This is a genomic window from Blautia fusiformis (genome assembly GCF_020686995.1).
Lineage (GTDB): Bacteria > Bacillota > Clostridia > Lachnospirales > Lachnospiraceae > Blautia_A > Blautia_A fusiformis.
The window spans coordinates 27,120-45,087 of record NZ_JAJEPT010000020.1 but is presented as its reverse complement, the minus strand read 5'-3'; the positions used below and the strand labels follow the sequence as shown (position 1 = coordinate 45,087).

At 43.6% G+C, this 17,968-nt stretch carries 15 protein-coding genes; 2 read left to right on the top strand and 13 right to left on the bottom strand.

What is annotated here, in order from left to right; genetic code table 11:
* Window positions 1-228 precede the first annotated feature (228 nt).
* The gene (locus tag LKD46_RS14685; RefSeq protein WP_092072444.1) at window positions 229-1,065 is read left to right on the top strand and encodes a MurR/RpiR family transcriptional regulator; all 837 of its coding nucleotides are present in this window, start codon (window positions 229-231) and stop codon (window positions 1,063-1,065) included.
* Between the two features lie 22 nt (window positions 1,066-1,087).
* A complete protein-coding gene (locus tag LKD46_RS14680; protein WP_015526597.1) occupies window positions 1,088-2,035 on the top strand; it encodes a serine hydrolase domain-containing protein in 948 nt (315 codons plus the stop codon).
* 154 nt (window positions 2,036-2,189) lie between these two features.
* Here the strand turns inward: LKD46_RS14680 and LKD46_RS14675 are convergent, their stop codons facing one another.
* The 13 genes from LKD46_RS14675 to gyrA form a co-directional block, all read right to left on the bottom strand.
* Window positions 2,190-3,248, bottom strand: coding sequence for an ABC transporter ATP-binding protein (locus LKD46_RS14675; RefSeq protein ID WP_021651677.1), 1,059 nt, complete (start codon window positions 3,246-3,248; stop codon window positions 2,190-2,192).
* A complete protein-coding gene (cysW, locus tag LKD46_RS14670) occupies window positions 3,238-4,074 on the bottom strand; it encodes a sulfate ABC transporter permease subunit CysW (RefSeq protein ID WP_021651678.1) in 837 nt (278 codons plus the stop codon). Before cysW ends, LKD46_RS14675 begins: the two co-directional genes overlap by 11 nt.
* On the bottom strand, window positions 4,074-4,913 hold the full coding sequence (gene cysT, locus LKD46_RS14665) for a sulfate ABC transporter permease subunit CysT (RefSeq protein ID WP_059086488.1): 840 nt from the start codon (window positions 4,911-4,913) through the stop codon (window positions 4,074-4,076). The genes cysW and cysT overlap by 1 nt, the downstream gene beginning before the upstream one ends.
* Before the next feature lie 114 nt (window positions 4,914-5,027).
* Window positions 5,028-6,053, bottom strand: coding sequence for a sulfate ABC transporter substrate-binding protein (locus LKD46_RS14660; RefSeq protein WP_227574300.1), 1,026 nt, complete (start codon window positions 6,051-6,053; stop codon window positions 5,028-5,030).
* A gap of 256 nt (window positions 6,054-6,309) precedes the next feature.
* The gene (locus LKD46_RS14655) at window positions 6,310-7,494 is read right to left on the bottom strand and encodes a LacI family DNA-binding transcriptional regulator (RefSeq protein WP_227574299.1); all 1,185 of its coding nucleotides are present in this window, start codon (window positions 7,492-7,494) and stop codon (window positions 6,310-6,312) included.
* 536 nt (window positions 7,495-8,030) lie between these two features.
* A complete protein-coding gene (locus LKD46_RS14650) occupies window positions 8,031-8,837 on the bottom strand; it encodes a HipA domain-containing protein (protein WP_227574298.1) in 807 nt (268 codons plus the stop codon).
* 2 nt (window positions 8,838-8,839) lie between these two features.
* Window positions 8,840-9,382 carry a helix-turn-helix domain-containing protein gene (locus LKD46_RS14645; protein WP_015526587.1) on the bottom strand — a complete coding sequence of 181 codons (543 nt, stop codon included), beginning with the start codon at window positions 9,380-9,382 and terminating at the stop codon, window positions 8,840-8,842.
* Between the two features lie 210 nt (window positions 9,383-9,592).
* On the bottom strand, window positions 9,593-10,891 hold the full coding sequence (locus tag LKD46_RS14640) for a leucine-rich repeat protein (protein ID WP_227574297.1): 1,299 nt from the start codon (window positions 10,889-10,891) through the stop codon (window positions 9,593-9,595).
* A 95-nt stretch (window positions 10,892-10,986) separates the two neighbouring features.
* Entirely contained in the window at window positions 10,987-12,309 is a 1,323-nt protein-coding gene (locus LKD46_RS14635) for an alpha-L-fucosidase (RefSeq protein ID WP_059086493.1), read from the bottom strand.
* Between the two features lie 67 nt (window positions 12,310-12,376).
* Window positions 12,377-13,843 carry an alpha-L-fucosidase gene (locus LKD46_RS14630; protein WP_227574296.1) on the bottom strand — a complete coding sequence of 489 codons (1,467 nt, stop codon included), beginning with the start codon at window positions 13,841-13,843 and terminating at the stop codon, window positions 12,377-12,379.
* A gap of 182 nt (window positions 13,844-14,025) precedes the next feature.
* Complete coding sequence (locus LKD46_RS14625; RefSeq protein ID WP_021651689.1) at window positions 14,026-14,739, bottom strand: lysophospholipid acyltransferase family protein; 714 nt, start codon at window positions 14,737-14,739, stop codon at window positions 14,026-14,028.
* Window positions 14,740-14,762: 23 nt separating this feature from the next.
* Window positions 14,763-15,392 carry a hypothetical protein gene (locus LKD46_RS14620; RefSeq protein WP_021651690.1) on the bottom strand — a complete coding sequence of 210 codons (630 nt, stop codon included), beginning with the start codon at window positions 15,390-15,392 and terminating at the stop codon, window positions 14,763-14,765.
* A gap of 15 nt (window positions 15,393-15,407) precedes the next feature.
* Window positions 15,408-17,960: a DNA gyrase subunit A gene (gene gyrA / locus LKD46_RS14615; protein WP_173723259.1), complete on the bottom strand. Its 2,553-nt coding sequence runs from the start codon at window positions 17,958-17,960 to the stop codon at window positions 15,408-15,410.
* Window positions 17,961-17,968: the final 8 nt, after the last annotated feature.

Genomic DNA, 17,968 nt, shown 5'->3' with positions numbered 1-17,968 from the left:
TAATAGTGTAATTAATTCTTTTTCTGACGTCATGTGAATTATTTAATGCTATATTAGCATCTAGGTTTCAAGATTTCTATTGACAATATTATTAAAAATACACACTTTAATTTGTGCATTATTTACATCTTTTTTATATTAAGAAGAATTTTTTACTCCATTATATTGTAATCAAACTTTACACCTGTTATAATTTATTATACTAATCGTACAATACAGGAGGTTTTCATGAAAATAGAACAGTTGATCCGTGAAAAAGTATCTTTCCTTTCTGCCGGTCAGAAGAAAGTCGCCGAATATATATTACAACACCTTGATTCATTCAGTTATTCCACCCTTGCGAAACTCAGCAAGGAAATTTCCGTAAGCGAAACCACTATCATACGCCTTGCCTATTCCCTGGGATTTGAAAGTTTTTCTGAAATGCAGCGTACTGTACAGAATGATATTCTTTCCGTTCCTACGGTTATAACAGACGATTCACGGCTGGATAGCGGAAATTTTTATCAAAACATCATTGCCAACGAACTCCACTCCATGGAAAGCTGGGCATCTCATCTGAATCAGGAAGATATGGATCAGATTGTTACCCATCTGAGCAATGCCAAAAAACGCCTCATTGTTGGTGCACGCTCTTCCTACAGTGCCGCTCTCTGGATGGGAACTCTGTTGAATCAGCTTCTTGGAAATACCAAGGTGGTTCACGAATTTTACGATTCCAATTTCGAATATCTCACAGAAGCATCCGAGGATACAGTTGTTCTTCTGATCTCTTTTGCCCGCTATACCAAATGGTCTCTGAAATATGCACAGATTGCCAAAAATCATGGTGCAAAGATACTCGCCATCACAGACAGCATTTCATCACCGGCATGGGCGCTGGCAGACCACGCTATCATTACAGAGATCAATCTCAATGAAATGGGATTTAACTCCTTCTCATGCCTCTATTGTCTGTTTGACAGTATTGTTGCAAAAATCCGCAAAACCAGGTGCAAATCCATCAGTACACGACTTCATGACCTAGAAGAACTTTATTCAGACTTTGATCTTTTTTACGAATAATAATTTCAGGGGGGGGATTATCATGCAGGAAATTTTAGATATTTTTCTTGAGAAATCAAAGCAACATCATTCCAATATCATCTACGCACAGATATATAAAAATGATCTTCTAAAAGAAGAATTCAGACTTTTTCCGGTCAAAACCCGTTTAAATATATGGTCTATCAGCAAGCCTTTTGTTGCAATGGCCGCAGGTATCGCAGAACGTGAAGGACTGATCACTCTTGATGAATACATTTATCCCTGGTTTGAAAAATATTTCCCTTCCGACCCTTCTGAAAATCTGTACAAGATAAAGATCCGTGATCTTCTTACCATGTCATCCGGTCAGAAAGATCCGCTCTTTTTCTGCGATGGACCAGAGCGATACAGAGAAAAGGACTGGGTGAGATATTTCTTTCAAAATGATTCTTTTCCATATACACCCGGTACTCATTTTGTGTACAGCAATTTTTGTTCCTATATTTTATCTGTTCTTCTGGAAGAGAAATCCGGAACGGGTCTGCTGAATTATCTGCGATATCGTTTCTTTGAACCGGTTGGCATTCCGAATCCGGACTGGACCCTCTGCCCTCAGGGACATTGTATGGCAGCTAACGGACTGTATCTGACGATTGATGAATTGGCTCGTTTTGGACATCTGCTTCTGCATGAGGGTTCCCTGAACGGAAAACAGATCGTCCCAAAAAAATTCGTGATTGATGCCTGTCAGAAACATATCGATTCTTACAATCCACTGACGGAGCATCCGGATTACCAGAGCTATGGTTATGGATATTTCATATATATGGGACCTATGGAAGATACACTGATCCTGTCCGGCAATTACGGCCAATACTGCGTCGTTGATAAAAAACGTCAGATGGTATCCTGTGTCATGTCCCTAGATGGCAATGACCACAAAAAAATCCGTGATGATCTGGTAGATTCCCTTGCAGAATATTACGGTGTGAAAATTTCACATATATAAAAAAATGCCACTCCGCGGCCACATCATATGATATTCGCAATCCGCTAGCGCTACTTGCTCATAAAAAAATGCCGCTCCCGCGGCCACATCATATGTTATTCGCAATCCGCTAACGCTACTTGCTCATAAAAAAATGCCGCTCCGCGGCATTTTTTTATATCACTAACCAATCCTCAACCATAGCTGTATTATGTAGCAGTACTGCCTCATTTCCCTTCGTTACAAAAATCCTCTGCACAAACACATCCACAACTTCGCCTTCCCGGACGGGTTCTTCGTCAAGGCTTCTTCTGGCGCTGAGTGTGGTGTTTCCTACACGGACTTTCAGTTCCAGGCTGCTGCCGCGGAATGCGACTCGTTCTACGATGCCCTCTGTTGCGGAGCTTTTATATTTCTGTTCCTCGTTCTTCTTAGTCACTTTTACAAACTCCGGACGGACAATGGCTTTTTCGCCTCCCGGAACTTCCTCGAAGTGATTGAACACCTGGTAATCATCGATCACAGAAGTCTGCCCGAAAAATCCCGCCGTAAACGCAGTATCCGGATTCTGATAAACCTCCAGTGGAGTTCCCTTCTGCTCGATCCGTCCACGGTTGGTAATAATAATTTCATCCGCCACCTCAATAGCCTCATCCTGGTCATGAGTAACAAAAATACTGGTGATCCCCAGCTTCTCGATCATATCCTTCAGCCAGCTTCGAAGCTCCGTACGGATCTTTGCATCGATCGCCGCAAAAGGCTCATCCAGAAGGAGAAGCTGCGGATTCGGAGCCAGAGCCCGGGCAAAAGCCACTCGCTGTCTCTGACCACCGGACAGCTGACTCGGATATCTTTTCTCCAGGCCCTTCAGCCCGATCAGCTCTACCAGTTCCATAACCCTCTGCTTAATATACTTCTTGTCCGCCTTCTGTACCTTCAGGCCAAATGCAATATTATCATACACCGTCATATACCGGAAAAGAGCATAATTCTGGAACACAAATCCAATGCCTCGCTCGCTGGCAGGCACATCATTGACCACTCTTCCGTCGATGATGATCTCCCCGCTGTCTGGCTGCTCCAGACCGGCGATCATACGGAGAATCGTAGTTTTTCCGCTTCCGCTGGGCCCCAGAAGACCGATCAGCTTCCCCTTTTCGATGCCAAAGCTTACATTATCAGATGCCTTGTAATCCCCATATGTTTTATTGATATTTTTTAACTCAACGTACATCGCCCTTTTCCCCCTTTCCTTTATGCTCCAGAACATTTCTTGCGATCAGAAGGATCACCGCCAGGATCACCAGGATCGAAGAAACCGCAAATGCCGGAACATACTGGAATTCGTTATAAAGAATTTCCACATGAAGCGGAAGTGTATTTGTTTTTCCACGGAGATGTCCGGACAGTACGGACACAGCTCCAAACTCTCCCATGGCTCTGGCTGTACACAGCACAACACCATAGAGAAATGCCCACTTGATATGCGGAAATGTCACCTTGGTAAAAATCGTCCAGCCTTTTGCTCCCATCAGTGCTGCCGCCTCTTCCTCATCGGACCCTATGGATTCCAGAACCGGTATGATCTCTCTGGACACAAATGGAAATGTGACAAAGATCGTTGCCAGGACAATTCCAGGAACTGCAAACACGATCTGTATCCCTGCACTTTCAAGAACAGAATAAAGAGGACTCTGCTTTCCAAAAACCAGGATATAGATAAGACCTGCGATAACCGGTGATACTGTAACCGGAACATCGATCAAAGTGGTAAGGAGCTTTTTTCCCCGAAAATGAAATCTGGTCATTGCCCATGCCGCACACAGACCAAAGATCGTGTTGCATACAACAGCCGCAGCCGTCGCCCCAATGGTCAGCTTCAGCGCTTTCAGCGTGTACTCATCTGTCACCGCCTGCACGTAGCACTGCCAGCCCTTGCTCAGCGCCTGGGTTACAACAACCACCAGAGGCAGTACCAGCATCACAAAAAGAAAGATCACGGAAATCCCGATAAGGATCCATTTCACCGGCCCGGAAGCCTGCTTCTTTTTTTCATCCATTATGCATCCCTCCCTCTGATACGTTTCGTATTTCTTGCCTGCACCAGATTCACACCAAACAGGATCAGAAATGATACTGCCAGTGTAACCAGTGCGATAGCTGTTGCGCTTTCATAGTCAAACTCCTGAAGCTTTGACATGATGATCAGCGGCGTGATCTCTGTATAATAAGGCTTGTTTCCTGCGATAAAAACAACACTTCCGTATTCTCCCAGGCAGCGTCCGAAGGCAAGTCCCGCCCCGGAAAGCATTGCCGGCAGAAGCTCCGGAAGAATAACTCTGCGAAAAACGGTGAATGGCTTTGCACCCATGACACGGGCCGCCTCCTCATAGGAACCGTCCAGCTTCTCCAGAACCGGCTGAATGGCCCTGACTACAAAAGGGATTCCCACAAAGATCAATGCCACCGTGATACCGATCCTGGTATATGCGATCTTAATACCGAAATTTGCAAAAAAGCTTCCCACCAGACCTTTATCGGATGTCAGGGATGTCAGTGAGATACCGGCAACCGCAGTCGGCAGTGCGAAAGGCAGCTCGATCATTCCATCCATGATCCTTTTTCCCGGAAAATCATATCTTACCAGCACCCACGCAAGGACCAGGCCCATAATAGCATTGATCACTGTGGCCGCAAATGCGGTAATAAAGCTTACATAGAATCCGGACAAAACCCTCGGCCGTGTGATCACTTCAATAAATTCCCGAAAACCCAGCCGCGCCGAGTATACTGCCAGAGACGCAAGAGGGATCAAAACTACGATACTCAGCATCGCCAAAGTCACTCCCATTGTCAGTCCAAAGCCTGGTATCACACGTTTACTCTGTTGTTTCTTCATTTCTGTCTCCCCGCTTTTCTATTCTAAGTTTCTGGTCTGTTACAAATTCCCGGTCTGCTGCAAATCTCTGACTCTTCTACAACTCTCTGATCTGTTACAAAATCTCAGGCTCTTCTACTCTTCATAGATCTCATCAAACACTCCGCCGTCTGCGAAATGCTTTTTCTGAACTGCATCCCAGCCGCCGAAATCTTTGATCGTTGTCAGCTTCACCTTCAGGTTAAAAGTATCTGCATGCTTTTTCAGGATCGTCTGATCAACCGGCCTATAGTAATTCTCCGCGATCAGCTCCTGAGCTTCATCGGAATACAGATATTTCAGATATGCTTTCGCAGCTTCTGCATTATCATGCTTTTTCACATTTTCATCTACAACAGCAACGGATGGCTGTGCCAGGATACTGATGCCCGGCGTTACGATCTCGTAATCATCCGGATTATCCCTTACAGAAAGAAACGCTTCATTTTCCCAGGCAATCAGCACATCACCCTGCCCGTTTTCCACGAAAGAGGTTGTGGCACCTCTTGCTCCGGAATCCAGAACCAGGACATTTTTGTAAAGCTTCTTGATAAAGGCTTTCATCTCTGTCTCGTTGCCGTTATATTTCTCATTGGCATAAGCCCAGGCTGCCATGTAATTCCAGCGGGCACCACCGGAGGTTTTCGGATTGGGAGTGATCACCCCCACACCATCCTTTGTCAGATCATCCCAGTCGTGGATATTCTTCGGATTTCCCTTCTGAACAAGAAATACAATGGTGGAAGTATAAGGAGCACTGTCATCCGGATATTCATCGATCCAGCCCTTGTCGATCAGACCGGCATTCCGGATCGCATCAATATCATATTCCAGTGCAAGTGTCGCCACATCTGCAGGAAGTCCATTGGAAATCTCAAGGGCTTGCTTTCCGGAACCGCCATGAGACTGGATCACATCCACACTGTGACCGGTTTCCTCTTTCCAATATTTTGAAAAAATCTTATTATATGCTTCATAAAATTCTCTGGTCGGATCATAGGACACATTGATGATCTCCACATGATTTTTATCCTTTGTATTGTTTCCCGATACTGCAAAAGTTCCTGCCAGTATCACTGCTGCCAGTGTGATACAGACACCTGCGATGCGTTTTCTTTTCATGATCTGTGTACTCCTTTACAACCACATTTTTATTTGGAAATCTTTTTCCCACCAATGTAAATGCTTCATTTCGCTGTCAAATCATACCTGTTCTTTCCGTTTACTGTGGTTCTGTAATTTTTTTATTTGAATTGAATACATTAAACCATATTATTCCCATTAATTAAATAGGAATATCTGAAAACGTTTTCACGCAATACTCTGGTCATAGCGTAACCGCATCCTGTCTGTCACTATATCTGCGCATCCGCAACACTCAGATACAATAATCGCTCCACATACTGTCCTCCACACTGCTGCAGCTGTTCCGTATCATCAATCTGCCTTCCAGCTCCATTCGCACAATACCGGAATGCCCGCCCTTCAGCCGGTCCAGCAGCAGGTACAATGCAAATTTTCCCATATCTTCCTTGGGCAGGCTCACCGTTGTCAGCATCGGTCTGGTAAACTGTGCCTCCTGTATATCATCGCTGGATATGATCGAAGGCATATAATACCGGTTCCGAAATTTATTCAGGCACTTCAGCATTCCGATCGCCGAAATATCATTGGCACAGTAGATTCCGGTTGGCATGTCGTCCGACTGAAAGAACTTTTCCATGGCCTCGTAGCCCTCGGCCTCAGTCTGCTTTGTTTCGATAACATACTCCGGTATCACATCCAGATCATGCTTTTTCAGTGTTTCCAGATATCCGTTATACCGGTCTTCGCTGTGGCACTGGCCAATATATCCGATATTTTTGTGACCCAGGGAGATCAGATATTCCACTGCCGCTGCTGCGATCTTTTTCCCATCACAAAGGACCTCATCCACTTCATAATTGGTAGAATTCCGGTTCACCGATACCACACTCTTATACTTCTTATTCAGCTCCTTCAAAGCCTCTTTATTACATCTGCCGATGATGATCAGTCCGTCCCTTTTCCCTTCCACCTCATCATACATTCCGTCGATCAGCCGGTCCAGATTCTCCCTTCGGCACTTCCGGTCATCGGAAAACACAGACATATACCATACTTTGGAAAGAATGCAGTTTTTATCATGGATCTCACTTTCGATCACCCGAAGGAGCTCCGCAAAAAACGGATCCGTTGTGGAAGAATCGGTTCTTGTCATCAGGATATTGATGTACCAGGTTTTCTCCTGCTTTGCGGAAACGCCTTTTTTCAGATTCCGGGCCGCCTCGTTGGGCACATAATTCATCTCGATAGCTGTTTTCCATATCTTGTCCCTGAGTCCGGAAACAGAACATTTATAATTGGGATTATTCAAAACTCTGGAAACCGTCGCCGGTGAAACCCCTGCCTTTTCTGCGATCTTCTTGATGGACATGTACCCGTCCCCTCCCTCTGAAAAAAGTCTGCCCGCTGCCAGTCCTGTAAGCTGCTCAACGTCATCTGTGTAACTCAGCATCATCAGTGTAACAGAACTTTTTATCATTTCTTATTTCATAGTAATTAAATATGTTTTATATGATAATAAGAGTTTTGAAAAAAGTCAATCTTATTTTGTGAAAACGTGTTCTTTTTTTGCCTGCAATATATAAAAACAGACTGAGAACCTGATATATATTCTTATCAAGCTCCAGTCTGTTTTGCGTACTCAAACATATAAGATATAACTATGAGTAAATAACAAATGCTGATTACTAATATCCTTTGAATTATTTAACCGTTACCTTACAGGTCAGTTTTTTGGAACCACTCTGAACGGTAATGGTTGCAGTTCCTTTTTTGATGCCTTTTACAACACCTTTGGATGTGACCGTTCCCCCATTTTCCAATTCACATTTATACTAAAATTATAAATTTCCCATCACATTTAATCAAACTTTGTTTAGAATATTTTTGTCATATTTTGTCTGTTTACAGACATTTTTTAACATTTTTTCTACTATAAAAACCCGGCAGCTGCATATGTGAAAACTTTTGTACCTGCTTTATTACCAAAATACCCAAAATACGACGTGCAGTTGTTCAAAATAAATATCTGTACTTTCTCCTCCTGCTCATAATAATCTCAAATACTCTTTCTTTATATTCCTGCGGATAATAACTTTCCATATCCAATATTTCTTTTACGTCTTTTTTAGTAAATTCCAGACTTATCTGCTGACCATACAATTCTTCCGCAATCTCGATCTGCTCATCAAAATCTTCACACAGAGTTTTTGATCGTGCCTCCTCCATCAGATTATTTATGTTTTCTTCCATCGGATAATCCATCTGTATATCTGATAGCAGTCCTGCACCGTTATCAAATATTGGACATAAATGATATTTTTCTTCTGCATCCATTAAGACTCCAATATTATGCATATGCCGATCTTCATTCATAAAAAATGTATCAATTGCCAGGATCTTACTCATATACTTTCCAAAATCGCTAATTCCCGTAATGCGTTCCGTCTGATCTACTATAAATTCCAGTCTTTCCGAATGTTCTGGAATCGTGAATAATTTTTTATAAAGACTTTCATTATAAAATCCATAAAAAAGTCTTTCTAATGTAATAAGTTGCCATCCCTCAGGCAAAAAATTTTCACTTTTACATCCCAGATATTTTCTTCTCTTATAATTAATCTCTTCTGTTTTATATAAAACATACTCTTCCTGTTTCAGCGAAGATTTTTCCAGCAAACGTGAAACAACATATTCCACCAATCCCTCATATCCCATATAATCAGCTTTATACCATACATTGTTCCTGCACCATTTCAATTGGTTTCCTTTTGACGATTGTCTGTCATTTGTTTTGATATCCTGTTCAAAAAGCTGTACCATTTTTACCTCTCAATCCTGATCCAGAAATCATCCTCTGCCATTCTTCCTTCGGTCTTTTCTATGATCATAAACGGATCATAAAATGGCAGATTCAAATCTTCTAATACCAATTTTATTTTGTCTCGTTGTCTCGGGAAACAACGAGATTCCAGAAATTCCTCGTATTCTTCAAAGGTTGGTTTTTCATTTCGGCCAAATGCTTTTTTAATAAAATTGTTTGTATAATTATATATTTTTACTTTTCTGCCTCTCTCATCCACATCAATAATCGTACATATTTCACTCTTAAACATGTACCATAAGCGTATCGGATATTCTTTTTCCGGCACGCGGAGGTTTTCCTCTATCTGAGGATACTCGTTTAAAATATGAACTAATGTCGTAACCGGTCCTGTAATATCCCGATTTTCACTTTCCCATCTTTCTATTGTTTTCTGAGATACATTTACTAACTTTGCAAAATCTTTTTGTGTAAGCTTCAATTTCTTCCTTAAAATTCGTATATCTTCTGCCCGTATCGAATGTTTCACAGCATATCCTGTCATTTTAGATTCCCCCTTTTTTATTAATATACCCTTATTTTAAGGGTATAACAAGATATTTTATTCCTTATTTTAAGGGTTTTCTATATTTATAAAAAAACCCGGCAGCTGCACATGTGAAAACTCTCCATGTTTCATCTGCCGGGCTTCTGTTTTTATTTTCTTTTGTATTCTTTCACTGTTATGGCGATTTTACGTACGCCTGCTTCATCGTTACTTCACCGTTATCTTACAGTTCAGTTTTTTCGCTCCGCTCTGCACGGTGATCACGGCCGTCCCTTTTCGGATTCCCTTTACAACACCTTTGGAATTTACCGTAGCGATCCTGCGATCCGAGGAACGGAAAAGAATCTTTTCGTCGCTGTAATACGGCACAGTCACTGCCTGGATCGTGTATGTTTTTCCACGAAGTATGGTTTTTGTTTTGGGCACGCCGGTCATCTTTGCGGTCCTTACTGCGGCAGTATTGTTCAAAAAACGGAACCCATTTTTCTTTGCGTAAGTCTGAGCAGTAGAACCCTTTTTTCCGGCAATGACAAAAGTTTTATTTTTTCCACTATTGAAATTATAGCCGATCGCTTCTTTTTCTATCACTGTTTTACTGTTGAGGATCGTAATCTTTTTCATTGCCAGGCAATCATAAAAAGCATGGCTTCTGATCTTTTTCACACTGGCAGGTACTGTAATATTCCCCAGTTTTCGACAATTACTGAATACACCGTTCCCGATCTCTGTAAGCTTCTTCGGCAACGACACCTTTCTGAGATCTGTACAAAAAGAAAACGCACCTTCACCAATAACCGTAACACTGTCCGGAAAGCTTACTCCTGTCAAACCGCAATGCCGAAAGGCCGCTCTTTCTATCCTGGAAACGCCCTGTCCAAGCGTAACCTTTTTCAGCTTCATATCCGCCTCAAATAACGATTCCGGTAATATTTTCACACTTCCCGGAATGCTGACAGATTCCAGATTGTTACAGTAACTGAAAGCATATTCATCAATTTTTGTCACAGTTTTCGGTACATCCAGGCTCATAAGCTTACTCTGGTAAAAAGCATATGCACCAATGCTTTTCAGTCCATCAGGAAGCTTGATCCTGGTGATCGCAGTATCTCCAAATGCTCTTACTCCAATACTCCGCAGAGTTCCCGGCAACGAAATCCTCTTCATATTTCTGCAGCCTGAAAAGGTTCTGTCACCGATTCCCGTGATCCCAGATGCAACGGTTACTGTTTTTATCATTGCTGATCTGTATGAAAAATCATCGGTAACCTTAACCTCCCCTTTTCCCTGTATCTGCAGGTTTCCATTGGAGTACAACCGGTAAACAGCTTTGCTTCCACAGGAGCCCTTCGCAACAAGCTTTGCAGTGCTCTGCACACCTGCTGCCGATGCTTCCTGTGCATATTCAGCCGCATAACCAGTCTGTGCATGTACAGCCACAGAAGATACACAGGACCCTGTCAGGATCATTGCCGTTGATAACAGTATTGCGATTTTTTTCCCAAACATAAAAGCTCCCTCCCTGAGAATCAATCGGATATCCACGATCTTCTCCCATGCAGCAACAAAAGGACCGACATACATCCGGTTCTCCTGTTCATCATTTAGAATCTGTTGGTTAATCCAACCACATACATATCTTCTTTATATTCCGGGATCTTCACAAGAAGTCCTTCTGCAGTATCTTCAGTTTCTACCTTCACTGCCGGATCAAATGGTCTCAGCGCTCCGTGATAGCCCTTGATCAGGAATTCATTGGCACCTTCCTTCAGATGATCTGCAAACACATTCAGATTTCCGTCTTTCTGTGTATAATGGAGCTCGATTCCACTCTCAAGCAGCTCAGATTCACGGTCACTGCAGCGTGTTCCGTAAATACCGTCATGGTTTACCTTCAGCCATGCACCCAGGATCTTCAGTCTTCTTACCTGCTCCTCCGGAATCGTTCCATCTGCCTTCGGGCCGATGTTCAGGAGAAGATTTCCGTTATTTGCCACTGTTCCGACAAGAAGTGAGATCAGATCCGGAACAGAGATCAGCTTGTCATCGCCTTCGTTGGCATTATAACCGAAGGATAAGCCCATTCCACGGCACATCTCCCATTTCTCATTTCTGTTTACAGAACCGGATTTATATTCCTTAGTAAGGAAATCGTGATAACGTCCGTTGAAACGGTCATTTACCACACCCTCCGGAACCTTATTGTAATAATGTGCAAAGAAATACGGCATCATCTCTTCACTCTGTGTCGGCCATCCGATATCATTCCAGAACACACTCGGTGCATAATCATCTACAAGCTCTTTCATCTGATTATAGGAATAATCTGCATATGCAAATGTCGGGCTGGCTGTTCCAAACAGATCATCATCCTCAAAAATAGGATCGTTTGCATACTGCCAGTCGATCAGTCCGGAATAATACAGGCCCATGCGGATTCCTGCGTCACGGACAGCTTCTGTCAGCTCACCGGTGATATTTCTCTTCGGTCCCATTTCTACGGAATTGAAATGTGTATATTTACTTGGGAACAGGCAGAATCCGTCATGATGCTTGGTTGTCAGAACAACATACTCCGCACCTGCTTCTTTGAAGATCTCTGCCCACTGCTTCGGATCCCAGTTTTCAGCTTTCCACATAGGAATAAAATCTTCGTATTTGAAATCTTTTCCGTATTTTTCTATATGATGCTTATATGTAGGACCTTTTCCAATGTTCAGAGAATTGTAATACCATTCTGCATACGGATTATCCGCAAACCATTCCTTGGAATCAACCTCTCCCAGCTCCCATGTATGCGGTGCAAATGCCGGCACGGAATAAATTCCCCAATGGATAAAAATTCCAAATTTACAATCCTCATACCATTTTGGAACTGTGTGTGCATTTACAGAGTTCCAGTTTCCTGTGAATCTTACATCTCCCATAATTAAAATACCTTATCCTTTCTGTCCTTTCAAAAAGACATTATAATTTACTTGCTTCCCCCAACAGCTATTCTACTGTGATCTTCAATACCACCGGCATATCTCCCGCCTCAATAACCCCTCTTCCGCAGGAAATATCCAGTTCTTTATTTCTCGCAAATGCCGGATGCAGATCTGTTCCGAGGATCTCAATATCCCGGATCGTGGATTTCAAAAGCTTCATATCATTGCCAAGAGCTTTGATATGGATCTCTCCATCCTCCGGCCAGTGCAGAACAGTCGCATAAATATGATTGCTCTTACTTGTAAAACGGATATCCTCAGAAGTAAATTGCTTATCATAGGTATCCGTGAAATGTCCCTCCGGAACCACCGTCGGTCCCTCTCCGAATGTCTTCCAGTATCTGGTTCCGTATATCGCCTCTCCGTTTACCTTCAGCCATTTTCCCATTTCTCTCAGGATATGTGCATCCTCTTCCGGAATTGTTCCATCCGGCTTCGGTCCGATATTAAGAAGAAGTGCACCATTTTTGCTGACTACATCGATCAGATCCAGCACTACATCGGAAGGCTTCTTATAATCATTTCCAATGGTATAGCCCCAGGAGTTCTTAGCTACAGACGTATCATTCTGCCACAGATCCGGCGTGATATGGTCTAACTGACCTCTTTCCAGATCATTGACTGCGCTGCCATAAACATATGCGTCAAATTTGGCATCAATAGCTGTTTCTTTTCCCCACTGTGCAGAACGGTTGTAATAATATGCTGCAAATTTACGAAGATACGGTTTCCATGCATATTGCTGGATCCACCAGTCAAAATACACGATGGATGGCTGATATTTATCCACGATCTCGCAGGTGCGGACAAGCCAGTCCTGCATATGCTCCTCTGTCGGAGGATTGTCATAAATATCACTCATATCTCTGGTGATTCCTGCTGCCGGCCCATAAAGATCCGCATATTCCGGATCATTGACATCAGCCTCCGGGATCTGACGACCTCCATTAAAGAACCAGTAATGCTCTGCTCTGTGAGAAGAAGCACCGAGAACCATTCCCTCTTTCTCAACCTCTGTCTTCAGCTCTCCGAGAATATCTCTTTTCGGTCCCATCTCAGCAGCGTTCCAGCGACAAAGGTCACTGGCATACATCTGAAATCCATCGTGATGCTCCGCTACCGGAACTACGAATTTCGCCCCCGCCTCTTTAAATAAGGTCGCCCATTCCTTCGGATCAAACTTCTCAGCCTTAAACTGAGGAATAAAATCCTTGTAGCCGAATTTATCCAGAGTTCCGTATTTCTCTGTATGATGCAGGTTCTCCTTAGAGCCTTTCACATACATATTTCTGGGATACCATTCGTTTCCGAAAGCCGGAACACTGTAAACACCCCAGTGGATAAAAATTCCGAATTTATCTCTTGCATACCACTTCGGCGTAGGATGCTCACAGAGAGAATCCCAGGTATCCGTGTATGGTCCCTGTGCGATCACCTCATCGATCAGAGAAAGGTATTCTTCTTTTTTCATCTGTTCGTCCTCTTTACATCTTTTATTTATATTGTATGGATGCCTCTATGTTATCATCAAACCTTTTGGTTGTATATGCCCAACAATTCACAAATAAAACGTTTCGTTTTTATATAAAACATACAACAAAAAAAAGACCTTGATGATGTTTTTATTCCAACTTCATCAAAGTCTTTTCTTTTTTACATAATATTCTCTTCGATCACCTTTTCGATCCGTCTCTTCACTTCTTCTGCGAGCTCTGTGGTATGCATATCTTTGTATTCCTCATAATACATCGGAGGAAGGATATGCACCTGTACGGTGATCCTCTCTGTAGAACCGGTATCAAAAGCCTTAAAGGAATCGATCAGTGCAACCGGAACGATCGGGCATTTCGTCTTGGTGGCAGTCTTGAAGCTGCCGCCCTTGAACGGCCCCGGATGATTTCCGTTTTTACTTCTGGTTCCCTCCGGAAAGATCAGATAATTACGACCAGCCTTCACTTCCCGTATTACATTGACAATGACCTGCATGGACTGCTTCAGGTCTTCCCTGTCAATGATAAAGGCCTTCATACAGGCAAAAACCTGCTTCAGAAAAGGAATCTCTCCAACTTCCTTCTTGGCAACTACCGAAAAAGGAACCGGGCATGCCCGGATGATCGCCAGCACATCAAACAGTCCCTGGTGATTCGGAAAAAACATAAACCCCTTTTCTTTTGGGATATTTTCAGCTCCATGCACATCAATATGGATATTTCCGCCTTCAATGGCATGCTCATCTACCAGTCTCAGGAATGCGTATTTCTTCTCTTCCGGATAATCATCTGTATGCGCTGCATACCAGCAAAGCTTGATCCACCAGTAAGGAACAAAGACTATATTTCTGAGCACCATCAGCAAAATCCGCTTCATTCTTACATCCTCCCGCCTCTGCTTTATCCGTTCAGTTTCCCTGCGATCTTATCCTCGTATCCCGGATTCTTTTTCAGAAAAACCTCATAAGCCTTTGTATAATCTGTATAGGTTTTCGTAGTCATAAATTTCTGATAATCCTTGGCAGCCTGCTGGCTGATCTTATCTGAAATCTCAGAAGGTGCATACAGATAATACTTTTTGTCCTGGACCTTTACAAGATAGGTACTGATACATGGATATTCCTGCTCGTTCTCCAGAACAAGATTATAGCGGATATAAACATAAGAATAATTTTTGTTTTCAGAAATGGAGCCACAGCTGTCGATATTTACATCCTTTACTCCATGGGCCTGAAAATATTTTATCGTGGAGGAAATCTCTGTTTTCGCCTCATCCGATAACTTATCCGCACTGTAACAGCTCTGCATCTTTTTATTCTTGCCTGCTGCTGCCGCTTTGATGTAGCCTTCCACAACCCCCTCCGGAGTTCTGTGACTGATCTTTCCGCAACCTCTGGCCGCCAGAACGATCACCAGCAGGATCAGAATGATCCCCGCCAGTGTCGCAATGTGGACAAAATTCAGTTTTTTATTAGAGTATTTCAGCTTCTTTACTGATTTTTTTCTGCGTTTTTTCTTTGTCGTCGTCATGACTTATCCTCGACCTTATTCCTCTTCACTGCCTGTGACAGCTTCCTCTGCAGAGCCTTCTTCGTTATCGCCGGTTTCTCCGTCAGCTTTTTCGGTAGTTGTATCTGCTTCCGGATCTTTATCTCTTACCTTGGCGATACTTGCAACGGTTACGCCTTCTGTAAGATTGATCATCTTCACACCGGAGGTGATCCTTCCAAGAACAGAGATATCTGCACACTGCAGACGGATAATGATACCCTCTGTAGTAATCATCATGATCTCGTTCTCTTCGTTGACAGCCTTGGCGCCGACAACATTTCCGGTCTTCTCGGTGATCTTGTAGCACTTCACACCCTTACCGCCACGGTTCTGGACAACGAACTCACTCATAGCTGTACGTTTGCCCATTCCGTTCTCGGAAACTACAAGCAGATAATCTCCCTGAGTGTTCAGCTGCATGGCAACAACTTCATCACCGTCAGTAAGATTCATACCTCTTACTCCCATGGACGCACGGCCTGTGCTGCGGACATCCGTTTCCTTAAAGCGGATACACTGTCCGTCCCTGGTCACAAGAATAATATCTTTGTTATTATCAGTAGCCTTAACCTCGATCAGCTCGTCATCATCACGGAGAACGATTGCTGTAAGACCTGTCTTACGGACATTCTCGTAATCCTTGATCGGAGTTTTCTTCACAAGGCCTTTCTTGGTGGCCATCATCAGATAATGACCCTCTTCATATTTACGAAGCGGGATCACAGCTGTGATCTTTTCTCCCGGTGCAAGCTGCAGAAGATTGATGATCGCAGTTCCTCTGGCTGTACGACCGGCCTCCGGGATCTCATATGCCTTCAGTCTGTATACACGTCCTGTATTAGTAAAGAACATGAGATAATGGTGCGTTGTCGTCATCAGAAGCTCTTCGATATAGTCATCCTCAATCGTCTGCATACCCTTGATTCCTCTGCCGCCACGGTTCTGGCTGCGGAAGTTGTCAACGGTCATACGCTTGATATAACCAAGCTTTGTCATTGCGATCACTGTATTTTCTCTCGGGATCAGATCCTCTGTAGAGATATCATATACATCGTATCCGATGGAAGTCTTTCTGTCATCGCCGTATTTCTCTGCAATGGCAAGGATCTCCTCACGGATCACTCGGAGAAGGAGCTTGCGGTCAGCAAGGATTGCCTGGAACTTGCGGATCTTCTCCATAAGCTCTGCATACTCAGCCTCCAACTTCTCTCTTTCCAGACCTGTCAGTGCACGGAGACGCATATCCACGATCGCCTGTGCCTGCACATCTGTCAGCTCAAAACGGTCGATCAGCTCCTGCTTGGCGATCTGTACGTTGCGGGAACCACGGATGATGCGGATCACTTCGTCAATATTATCAAGTGCCTTCAGAAGACCCTCCAAAATATGGGCTCTCTCCTGTGCCTTATTAAGATCATACTGTGTTCTTCTGCGAACTACATTCTCCTGATGCTCCAGATAGTACTCCAGCATCTCTTTCAGGTTCAGAACCTTCGGTTCCATACTTCCATGATTTGGAACAAGAGAAAGCATGATCACACCAAAAGTATCCTGCAGCTGTGTATGCTTGTAAAGCAGATTCAGGATCACGTTGGCATTGGCATCCTTACGAAGATCAATACAGATTCGCATACCCTCACGGCTGGAATGGTCGTTCAGGTCTGTGATCCCGTCGATCTTTTTGTCACGGACAAGCTCTGCGATCTTCTCGATCAGACGTGCCTTGTTTACAAGGTACGGGAGCTCGGTAACCACGATACGGGATTTACCGTTTGGCAAAGTCTCGATATTCGTCACCGCACGGACACGGATCTTGCCACGTCCGGTACGGTAAGCTTCCTCGATTCCTCTCGTTCCGAGGATGGTCGCTCCTGTAGGGAAATCCGGTCCCTTTACGATCTCAAGAAGCTCCTCCATAGCTGTTTCTCTGTCTTCTTCTACAATGTTATCAATGATCTTAACAACTGCATTGATAGTTTCACGAAGGTTATGCGGCGGAATATTGGTTGCCATACCTACCGCAATACCTGTAGTACCGTTTACCAAAAGGTTCGGAAAACGTGCCGGAAGCACAACCGGCTCACGCTCTGTTTCATCAAAGTTCGGCTGAAAATCAACCGTATCCTTGTTGATGTCAGCAAGCATCTCCATGGATATCTTGCTGAGACGTGCCTCTGTATATCGCATGGCAGCCGCACCGTCACCATCCACGGAACCAAAGTTTCCATGCCCGTCAACCAGCGGATATCTTGTGGACCATTCCTGAGCCATATTGACCAGCGCACCATAGATGGAGCTGTCACCGTGCGGATGATATTTACCCATGGTATCACCGACAATACGCGCACATTTTCTGTGTGGCTTGTCAGGACCATTATTCAGCTCGATCATAGAGTACAGAACTCGACGCTGTACCGGCTTCAGACCGTCTCTTACATCAGGCAAAGCTCGTGAGGCGATAACACTCATGGCATAGTCGATGTAAGATTCCTTCATCGTTTTTTCCAGATCCACTTCGTGGACTTTGTCAAAAATATTATCTTCCATTCTTCTTT